Annotated in this window: 10 protein-coding genes; 7 read left to right on the top strand and 3 right to left on the bottom strand. The window is 44.9% G+C overall.

Annotated features, from left to right (window positions below):
- Together serB and parC are read right to left on the bottom strand one after the other, a co-directional pair.
- Positions 1 to 1,137, bottom strand: a 1,137-nt coding sequence (gene serB / locus A3735_RS12235; protein ID WP_068638123.1) for a phosphoserine phosphatase SerB, incomplete at its 3' end; no start/stop codon positions are given.
- The gene (parC, locus tag A3735_RS12230; RefSeq protein WP_068513825.1) at positions 1,130 to 3,418 is read right to left on the bottom strand and encodes a DNA topoisomerase IV subunit A; all 2,289 of its coding nucleotides are present in this window, start codon (positions 3,416 to 3,418) and stop codon (positions 1,130 to 1,132) included. The genes serB and parC, both read right to left, overlap by 8 nt.
- A 248-nt stretch (positions 3,419 to 3,666) precedes the next feature.
- On the opposite strand from parC, the gene minC reads away from it, so the two are divergent.
- The 7 genes from minC to A3735_RS12195 all read left to right on the top strand — a co-directional run bounded on the left by minC (position 3,667) and on the right by A3735_RS12195 (position 10,296).
- Positions 3,667 to 4,494: a septum site-determining protein MinC gene (minC, locus tag A3735_RS12225; RefSeq protein WP_082865084.1), complete on the top strand. Its 828-nt coding sequence runs from the start codon at positions 3,667 to 3,669 to the stop codon at positions 4,492 to 4,494.
- A 107-nt stretch (positions 4,495 to 4,601) separates the two neighbouring features.
- Positions 4,602 to 5,423: a septum site-determining protein MinD gene (minD, locus tag A3735_RS12220; RefSeq protein ID WP_068513822.1), complete on the top strand. Its 822-nt coding sequence runs from the start codon at positions 4,602 to 4,604 to the stop codon at positions 5,421 to 5,423.
- Positions 5,420 to 5,671 (top strand): cell division topological specificity factor MinE, encoded by a 252-nt coding sequence (gene minE, locus A3735_RS12215; protein ID WP_068513820.1) that lies wholly within the window; start codon positions 5,420 to 5,422, stop codon positions 5,669 to 5,671. The genes minD and minE overlap by 4 nt, the downstream gene beginning before the upstream one ends.
- A 73-nt stretch (positions 5,672 to 5,744) precedes the next feature.
- Positions 5,745 to 6,248 (top strand): HPP family protein, encoded by a 504-nt coding sequence (locus tag A3735_RS12210; protein ID WP_068513817.1) that lies wholly within the window; start codon positions 5,745 to 5,747, stop codon positions 6,246 to 6,248.
- A gap of 93 nt (positions 6,249 to 6,341) precedes the next feature.
- On the top strand, positions 6,342 to 7,766 hold the full coding sequence (locus A3735_RS12205) for a PhoH family protein (protein ID WP_068513813.1): 1,425 nt from the start codon (positions 6,342 to 6,344) through the stop codon (positions 7,764 to 7,766).
- A gap of 231 nt (positions 7,767 to 7,997) precedes the next feature.
- Complete coding sequence (locus tag A3735_RS12200; RefSeq protein WP_068513810.1) at positions 7,998 to 9,098, top strand: hypothetical protein; 1,101 nt, start codon at positions 7,998 to 8,000, stop codon at positions 9,096 to 9,098.
- Between the two features lie 100 nt (positions 9,099 to 9,198).
- Complete coding sequence (locus tag A3735_RS12195) at positions 9,199 to 10,296, top strand: hypothetical protein (RefSeq protein WP_068513806.1); 1,098 nt, start codon at positions 9,199 to 9,201, stop codon at positions 10,294 to 10,296.
- Between the two features lie 26 nt (positions 10,297 to 10,322).
- Here the strand turns inward: A3735_RS12195 and A3735_RS12190 are convergent.
- Positions 10,323 to 10,559 (bottom strand): hypothetical protein (locus A3735_RS12190; RefSeq protein WP_231882550.1); only part of this gene is annotated, 237 nt, incomplete at its 5' end.

The raw sequence follows: 10,559 nt of genomic DNA, 5'->3' as shown, positions 1-10,559 counted from the left end.
AGCGGACTCTTTCACAAGAGGTTTAGCTCTAAACGCTACGCCCAATCCAGCTCGACTCAGCATTGGCAAGTCATTAGCACCATCTCCGACAGCAATAACCTGCTCACGCCCTATTTTTTCTTTCTTGGCTAATTCATCCAACAAAGCCGCTTTGCGCTGGCCGTCAACCACTTGGCCCGTCACGCACCCCGTTACTTTACCGTTTTTAATTTCCAACTCATTGGCATAAACATAATCAATACCAAGCTTATCCTGCAGCCCTTTAGCAAAGTATGTAAAACCGCCCGATAAAATAGCAGTCTTGTAACCCAGGCTTTTTAGCGTTGAGATCAACCTTTCTGCACCTTCAGTCATCTTAAGGCGCGCAGCTACTTTGCTTAGCACTTCTTCGCTCAAACCTTCCAATAAACCAACACGCCGAGCAAAGCTCTCAGTAAAATCAATCTCACCACGCATGGCTTGCTCGGTGATTTCAGATACCTGATCTCCGACACCCGCTTCTTTCGCCAGCTCATCGATCACTTCTGCTTCAATTAAGGTGGAATCCATATCAAAAACCACCAAACGACGATTACGGCGATAAATTGTGTCTTCCTGGAAGGCGATATCGACGTTAAGCTCACTGGCAATCTTTAAAAAGTCAGCTCTCAACGCCTCAGCATCCGGCACATTTCCGCGAACAGAGAACTCCAAACATGCCTGGCTCGACTGAGGATCGACATCCAAACCACGACGCCCGGACAGTCGGGTAATGTTGTCGATATTCAAATCATGCTCCGCAGTCACTTCAGAGACTTTAGCAATTTGCTCTGCAGTGATCAGGCGAGAAAGCAAGGTAACGATATAGCGCGCTTTACCCTTTCCTTCGACCCAATGCATATACTCTTCAGCACTCACAGCCTGAAAAGTAACTTGGAGGTTCAGCTCGTGCATACGGAACAAAAGCTCCTTCATCACTCCAGAAGAACTGCCTTCATTTGGCACTTCAACCAGAATCCCCCAGGTAAGGTGATCATGAATAACAGCTTGGCCAATATCCAGAATATTCAATTCATATTGCGCCATAATACCTGTAATTTCAGAGGTTAAGCCGGACTTATCACGCCCTGAAACATTAATCAGAATAATTTCACTCAATTACTTCACCTTTTGCCTGCTTAGGCTCATTTTTTACAACTTCCATGCGATCAACTTTCTGCAGCCCTCTAGGAAGCTTATGCCCTCGCCTGCCACGTTCTCCGACATAATGCGTTAAGTCTGAGAATTTTAACTTCAAGTGACGCTTGCCTGAATGAATCACTAAATGATCATCTTCAGCAAAAATTGCCACGGACACCAACCACTCCTCACCACTTTGAACTCGAGCAGAAGGAATACTGATTATTTTGTTACCCTTTCCCTTCGCCAGTTCTGGCAGATCCTTCACGGGAAAGACCAACATCCGCCCTTCGTTACTCACTGCTGCGATATAATTGCCCTCAACAGTACCTAGCATTTGAGGCGACATAACTTCCGCCCCTTTAGGTAAGGACAAAGCAGCCTTACCGGCTTTATTCTTGCTCTGCAAGTTAGAAATATTGCTAATAAAGCCGTAGCCAGCACTGCTCATCATCAATAGTTTCTGATCTGGTTCACCAAGCACGACCGCTTTAAACGTTGCGCCCGAAGGCGGGTTGATCTTACCGGTCAAGGGCTCTCCCTGGCCTCTTGCTGACGGCAAGCTATGTGTCGGCACGGTATAAGAGCGCCCGGTAGAATCAATAAACACGACACCTTGATGACTCTTACCTTTGGCCGATAAAGCGTAGCCATCACCCGACTTATAATTCAGCCCTGCCGGATCAATATCATGACCTTTAGCCGATCTCACCCAACCTTTCTCTGACAAGACAACCGTCACGGGTTCAGATGAAATCAAATCAGCTTCTGAGAAAGCTTTTGCTTCTTGCCGCTCAACGATTGGGGAGCGACGATCATCGCCGTATTTTTCTGCATCCGCCAATAATTCTTCTTTAATCAAGGCCTTCATCAAAGCTGAAGAACCTAGGATTTTCTTCAATTCTTTACGTTCTTTTTCAAGTTCTTCCTGCTCGGCACGAATCTTCATTTCTTCAAGTCGAGCGAGCTGTCTCAACTTGGTATCCAGAATATAGTCTGCCTGAACTTCAGTCAGATTAAAGCGAGCCATTAACACAGCTTTTGGCTCATCTTCTGTTCGAATGATATGGATTACTTCATCGATATTCAGGAAGGCGACCAATAGCCCATCCAAGAGGTGTAGTCGCTTCTCGACTTTATCGAGCCTAAATTTAAGTCTACGCGTTACGGTATCTGTTCGATAACTAAGCCACTCAGTTAAAATAACCTTCAGGCCTTTCACTGCCGGGCGGCCATCGATACCAATCATATTCAAGTTAACACGATAGGTTTTTTCCAAATCGGTGCTTGAATAAAGGTGACCCATTAAAGATTCAATATCAACGCGGTTAGAACGTGGAACAATTACTAAACGGGTTGGGTTTTCATGGTCAGACTCATCTCGTAAGTCGGCAACCATTGGCAGCTTCTTCGCCTGCATTTGCGAAGCGATCTGCTCCAGTACTTTAGCCCCGGAAGTCTGGTGCGGTAATTCACTTACCACAATATCGCCGTTTTCCTTGTGGTAAATTCCACGCATACGAATCGAGCCTCTGCCCGTTTCGTAGATATTCAATAACTCAGTACGAGGCGTCACGATCTCGGCACCAGTAGGATAATCCGGCCCCAGAACATTCTCAGCAAGCTGCTCATTGCTGACACTGCTGTCATCAAGTAAGCGAATACAAGCACTCGCCACTTCCCTAAGGTTATGTGGTGGAATATCAGTTGCCATACCCACGGCAATACCCGTGGTACCGTTTAATAGCAAATTAGGTAAGCGTGCTGGCAGAGTTTTAGGTTCATCCATGGTGCCATCAAAGTTTGGCGCCCACTCTACGGTGCCCTGACCTAACTCAGCTAAAAGTGTATCTGCGTAAGGAGCCAGCCTTGACTCGGTATATCGCATCGCAGCAAAAGACTTCGGGTCATCCGGAGAACCCCAGTTTCCTTGTCCGTCAATAAGGGGGTAGCGATAACTGAAGGGCTGCGCCATCAAGACCATTGCCTCGTAACAAGCACTGTCTCCATGAGGGTGAAACTTACCCAAGACATCACCCACCGTACGAGCAGACTTTTTGTACTTGGCTGTCGCCTTCAAGCCCAATTCGGACATAGCGTAAACGATTCTACGCTGGACAGGCTTCAAGCCGTCCCCAACATGTGGCAATGCACGATCAAGAATGACGTACATTGAGTAGTCTAAATAAGCTTTCTCGGTGTATTCACGAAGCGAAACCTGTTCAACTCCGTCTTCAAAAGACATAATTTCGTTGGTCATGGTTACCTTTTTTAATTAAGGACTCTATAAAAAGCGGCCAGTTTTATAATGAGCGAAAGTGTCCCACATTAAGTCTAAAAATTCGAGCGAAAGTATCAATCTCATGTTAAGATATTTCACTATATCAACCGCACTCTAATTCGAACTGCGGCATGACACAAACAATAACTGTAATTTAAGTATCTGTGCGTGACTCAACTGGCTTACAATCGGGCCTGATTGCACAGAAACCAAGCTCAGGTAACTCAATGACGTCTAGCGCCACAGTCAGCTCCAACTCTAACGATCAGGCGACACCTGAATCTACCGCTTCTACCACTCGCTCATCTGGCAACTGCCTAAAGCTTAAAGGCTCTTTACTGCCGATGACCGTTCTGGAATTGGCCTACTATGACGAAGCTCAAATTCAGCAAGAGCTTTCAGCAAAGACAACACAAGCCCCTGGCTTTTTCGAGAACCTCCCTGTCATCATTGACATCGAACAGCTTACTGAAGAAGACAGTGTTCCTTTTGACAAACTGATCAACCAATGTCGTGAGTTTTCGATTAAAGCAGTGGCAGTTAGGGGCGGTTTAGAGAAGCACCAGCAAGCTGCAAAAGAGGCAGGCTTAGGGCTACTGGCAAAACAGAAAGAAAGACAGGCAGAGCCAGCACCAGAAAAGCCAGAGGCTAAGGTAAAAGAGGTCGTACATACAGAAGTTGAAACAGTCGAAGTGGTTAAAACTGTCGTTCAACAAGCACCTCAGCAAAGCAAAATCATTCACACCCCTATCCGTTCAGGCCAGCAAGTTTATGCTGCCGATGGAGATTTGATCATACTTGCGCCGGTTAGCGCCGGTGCAGAGATCTTGGCTGATGGTAATATTCACGTATATGGCGCACTGCGCGGTCGCGCCTTAGCAGGGGTAAAGGGCAATACGAATGCTCGAATTTTCTGCCACAGCCTTGAAGCAGAACTGGTTTCTGTTGCCGGGCAATACAAAATCAGCGAAGATATCGATAAAGCAGCACTAAAAAAACCAACTCAAGTCTATTTAAGCAACGAGACACTAAGCTTTAAAGAACTTGAAATATAACGAAAACGGATCTGGATTACAGCACTTACAAAGGACTTCCGAATACAAATAACAAAGCTGTACCGTAACCTTTTAACGACACACAATTAGTAAGACGGGATATAAAATTGGCTAAGACGATTGTCATAACTTCTGGAAAAGGCGGCGTAGGTAAAACCACCACTAGCGCGTCCATATCAACAGGTCTGGCCCTTAAGGGCAAAAAAACAGTAGTCATTGATTTTGATGTAGGTCTACGAAATCTGGACTTAATTATGAACTGTGAACGACGCGTCGTTTACGATTTCGTAAATGTCATCAATGGCGAAGCGACACTTAACCAAGCACTTATCAAGGATAAGCAGGTTGAAAATCTGTACATCCTGCCAGCGTCTCAGACTCGTGATAAAGATGCCCTATCCGAAGATGGTGTTGAAAAAGTTCTATCTGAACTTGCCAAGACTTTCGACTTCATTATCTGTGACTCACCTGCCGGTATTGAACACGGCGCACAGATGGCTCTGTATTTTGCCGATGAAGCGATTATCGTCACAAACCCTGAAGTATCTTCAGTCAGGGATTCTGACCGAATCCTTGGTATCCTGAACAGTAAATCTCGACGTGCCGAGCAAGGACTAGAACCCGTCAAAGAGCACCTGCTACTAACTCGCTATAACCCAGAGCGAGTCGATAGAGGCGAAATGCTTAATGTAGAAGATGTAAAAGATATTCTGGCCGTGAAACTACTAGGCGTTATACCTGAGTCTCAGGCAGTACTATCCTCTTCAAACCAAGGGGTTCCTGTTATTCACGACCAAGAAAGCAATGCCGGACAAGCCTACTCGGATGCTGTAGAGAGACTGCTAGGTAACGAGCTGCCTCATCGCTTCTTGCAAACAGAGAAAAAGGGCTTCTTTAAACGTATGTTTAAGGGGTCTACAACAGCATGAGTTTTTTCGATTACTTTAAAAGCAGCAAAAAGAACACTGCATCAATCGCTAAAGAACGTTTACAAATCATCGTCGCACATGAACGAGGTAAACGTGAACAACCTGATTATTTACCTCAGCTCCAACAAGAGATTCTCGAGGTGATAAGAAAATATGTACCTGTCGATCAAGAACAAGTTCAGGTACAGCTAGATAAAAACGATGATTGCTCAATTCTGGAACTAAACGTTACACTTCCAGAAGATTAAGACCAAGACCTCTTCGGAGGTCTTTTTTTTAAGTTACTACTGTAGAATTTAAGTAAAGGAATGACCCCATAGCATGAACACTGGCAACACCACTTCAGGAAAGCTAAATAAACTCTACGCTCGCGACATTATGACTCCACACGTCAAATCTGTCCCACAATCCTGGACCATGCAGCAATTTTCTGCCTTCTTATCTGATAACAATATCTCTGGCAGCCCCGTTGCTAATCAAGAAGGGCAGCTTATTGGCATTGCTACACTTAAAGATATTGCCGACTTCCACTTAAATTCTGTTGATAGCTCTTATGAGGAACAGCTCAGCGAAGAAGAGAAGCTCGAAGCAAGACGCTTACGTATGATGATTTTTGAAGGCATGGCCAAACTTCCAGTAGAAGTAGGCGATATTATGACCCCAATAATTTTCTCCGTCGACGAGGAAACAGCCATTGTCGACGTCGCTAAACTAATGATGGAGGAGCATTTACACCGCGTTTTTGTCAAAAAAGGTGAAGACCTGAGCGGTATCATTACTACTTATGATCTACTCAAAGTCATCGTCGATGAAGCTGCTAGCTAAATACGCTTAGCTCTAATTGATGGCATCACACTTGATGGCACAATCTGGTCAGTTAACTATCAACCCTAAGTTGCATAAGTCAGAGGTTTTTGTATGGTAAAAAGTAAGTTAAAACACAACAAGAAGCTTTATGTACTCGATACCAATGTACTAATCCACGAACCAGAGTCTATTTACAAGTTTGATGAACACGCAGTGTTTATTCCTCTTCGAGTATTAGAAGAACTCGATGGTCACAAACGAGGCAAAAATGAAATTGCCCGCAACGCTCGGCAGGCTCACCGTTATCTTGACGAGCTATTATCCAACATAGAAATAGACCAGCTCGATAAAGGCATCAGCCTTGACTCCTGCACCTTATATCCGGCTACTAATCACGAGGGCAAGCTATTCTTCCAAACCTTCGAAAAGGAACGTGCGCCGGTTGCAGACAACGAAATCATTGCTGTCACCCGACAACTGAGCGAAAACTACGCTAATAGTGACGTAGCAGTAGTTCTAGTTACTAAAGATATTAATATGCGCATTAAGGCCAGCGTTCATGGCCTGATTTCAGAAGACTACCGAAATGACCAAGTAGCCAATGTCGGTGACGAATTACTCTTTAGTGGCCAAGTCGAAATTACCGATGAAATGTGGGAAGCGCCTGGTATAGATATCAAAATTGACCGAGAGGATTCTCAGGAATTTGGCACGCTTATCACCTATCACATTACTGCTCCCTGGGTTCGCAACTGGAGCATCAATACTCACATATATTCAGACTCCAGCAGTAATCAAACTTTCCGCGGCCAATTGAGACAAGTTGTCGATCAGACGGCTACGATTGAGTTATTACCCGATTTTGAATCTCAATATCATTGCTGGGGAATTCAAGCTAAAAACAAAGAACAGAATTTTGCTTTGGCAGCACTCACTGATCCTGAAATTGATTTCGTCACCATCGCCGGAGAAGCCGGGACAGGTAAAACTCTGTTAACCCTAGCTGCGGCACTACACCAGGTGTACGAAGATAAGTTTTATGATGAAATCATTGTCACTCGGGCCACGGTTCCAATGGGTGAAGATATCGGCTTCTTACCCGGCGAAGAAGAAGATAAAATCGGCCCTTGGATGGGCGCGATCACCGATGCTTTGGAAACATTGAGCGCCAACCCCAACGGCACCGATTTCGAAAGGAAGTCGAGTGTTGAATTCTTAAAAAGCCGCGTAAAAATAAAAAGCTCCGGTTTTATGAGAGGCCGAAGTTTCTCCGACAAGATCTTCATTATTGATGAAGCCCAGAACCTGACCTCTGCACAAATGCACGGTCTCATATCACGAGCTGGTCCAGGCACTAAGGTCATTGCGATTGGCAACCTAAAGCAAATTGATACACCCTATCTATCGGCCTCAACGAGTGGCTTCAGCTTTGCAATGGACCGCATGCGAAACTGGGAACACTATGCTCACATCACACTACAAAGCGTTGAACGCTCCCGTCTTGCAGACTACGTTGCTGCCAATTTTTCTGACTAAACAGGCATAAAAGTCTATAGGGTAAGCCTAAGTGCTTGCCCTATATTTATTGCCAAAAATGCCAATACTCTGTCCTCTACTGTCATGGTCTTCTTACCATTCCCGATAAATAATGATCAAGTAAAAACAGGTCGGCCCTCTCTTCTCAGATAATGGTCAGATAAAGTGTCTGTTGTACTTTGTCCGCAGGACGCAAAATAAAAATAATATACATATCGAAAGGTCCTAACTATGTTTAAAACTAAGAAATCTATACTTTCCACCTGCGCGCTTTCTTTATCTCTATTATGGGGATCAGGGCAAGCGATGGCTGCCGACAACTGCTATATAATGGTTCACGGGCACGGAACCCAAGGCGACATCAAAATCAATGCCCTCGACTCTTGGCGAACATCCCACTTCAGCAACTATAACGGTGCTGACTTTATGGATGACTTGCTGAGCTCTGGCGACAATTATGCCATTGTTGGTTACGACTCAACCGACGAAAGCGGCTACCCTTACTGGAGAAACGAAACCTCTGGCGAAATTGCTCGACAGATCATTTCTATCAAGCAAGGTAACGGAGACGGCCTCAATCACCCTCAAGCTGGCACTCAATGCTCGGCCAATGACGACTTTTGGGTTGTATCGCATAGTCAGGGCGCTCAGCAGATGATGTTTATCGCCGGTAATGCGGTCTCAGGCGCACCCAACTACAATACGGCTTACACAAGCTCTGGTTCCGTTAGTGTTGATTATGCATCCGCCATGAACGACATTCTCGGGATTTTCACGCTTGGCGGCGCAATAACCGGAACCGAAGGTGCTGACCGAGTTTGTAACGGCAACTGGTTAGATGCACTTATAAACGCGGCATTCTTAGGTAAAGACTGCAACCCAAGTGTACAATGGCTTCAAACAAACGATTCTTACACTGTTAAGAATTATATTGGTTCCAACCTAGCTGCTCCGGTTTATGTTATGGGCGGTTACAAGAGCTTCCCTGGTATTGAAGGCGCATCTGCGGCTATGCTTAATGGCGAAGATGATGGTTATATCAACCTGGCATCGCAAATGAGCTGTGAAGGTTCCGGTAAGCGCAATATTTGGGACGACCTGAATACCTACAAAACATTCTTTGGTATTGCCTACGGCAGCCCGACCTTCAAGTGTAATAACAGCAATAAAGGCACACCGCGCACCTATAATATGGCGAGTGTTTATACCGACCACGATGCAGAACGAAACGGAGGCATAAACTCTCCAAGCTACACCTCCATCGAAAACGGCCTATCTTGCGGCAATGGACGCAACATGGCCGGCCGCATAGACTCTTGTACTGCAAACTAAGATAAGCAAAATCAAGAGATAGACTGAACCCTGGAACTACACGGCTAGTTCCAGGGTTACCCTCCAAGTCACCAAGCGCCTAAACTAAGAGTTAACCAAAATGCAGAAACACAAAACAATAACAATCTCACTTGTTTCAATTCTTTCAATTGGCGGGCTTCTATGGCTCAACAGCTCAAACACAGACACGCCCGAGCTTGCTGTCGTTAGTAAGACCTCTGCTGATCAGGCTCAGCAAAAAACTGAAAATAATAATGTCATAGCAAAAATACCATCCAAACTACCAAGCACCGACATCAATGAAACCGAAGATCAGGAAGAAGTTCTCGAGCAGCAAGCGCCCTTGAGCCCCATCGACAGAATTAAAGCTATCCAGCAAAAAACTGCACTACATGAAGCAATCATTGATGATCACAATCGCTTTACCCGCTACCCAGACTATAACCAAAAAATCAGCTCAGCTGAGCAAGACCCCACCGAGAAGCGCTACGCAATTGATGAACGGACCAGCCTTGATGAAGAGACTCATACTGCACTAACAATCTGGAGCGATAAGAAATACTATCTTCATGGAGACATAGCAACCATCTATGCAAGCCTTCAGGACGCGAACCAAGCACCAATTCCAAGCCAGTTTCTGGGCCAACTAATCTACAATGAAAGCTCGAACCTGCAACAGTTTGAGTTCACTGACGAAAATCAGGACGGCATTTACGAATATCGAATTGATATTGATGCAGAAAAAATTGCTGGTTTATATAAAGTACTAATCGTTAACAAAACCAACAAACTTGCAGACGCTATTACTTTCACTCTTTCAGAACCGGCTCTAGAGCTGACCGGAAACTTTCGAGATAAGCTCAATGCGCAAGGGAATTTATTAATAGAGACCGAAATTAGCGTCAGCAGCAAAAACCGTTTTTACTTTCAAGCCTCGCTCTATAGCGCCAGTAATACACCTATTGGCACAACCCAACATTCAGGTGAGCTTGCACCTGGCAAGCATTGGATACCTTTGGAGTTCGATGGCTTAATGATTCATGACGCTCAGGAAGAAGGCCCTTTCTTGCTGAAAAACCTGTCACTCGCAAAAGTAGCCTTACCTATCCAACTAGCGCCCTTAGCTCACCCTGAATTCTATACAAGAGATTATAGTTTGAGCCAGTTTCGATCAACACAGTATGCCGCAAGCCAATAAAGCAGCAATTTATCTAATGAAGTGGATCACTGATAACGTTTTAGAATTCGATCAAGCTCACCGGTTCTGACGAGGTTTTCAATAAGCATATCGAGTGTTTTTGGCGCAATCTTATTTTTAATTTGTTTTGAATAGGCGCAATGAAGTTTATATTCGTCTGCAGGCAGCTTGGCCAATACAAGCTGCTCATTCAATTTTCTTTCTCGAAGTTGATACTTGAGCAAAATCCCGAAATCAATCAGCACATCTAGCCTTTTCAATTG

The organism is Oleiphilus sp. HI0061, from assembly GCF_001635675.1.
This window is presented reverse-complemented; position numbering and strand designations above follow the sequence as displayed.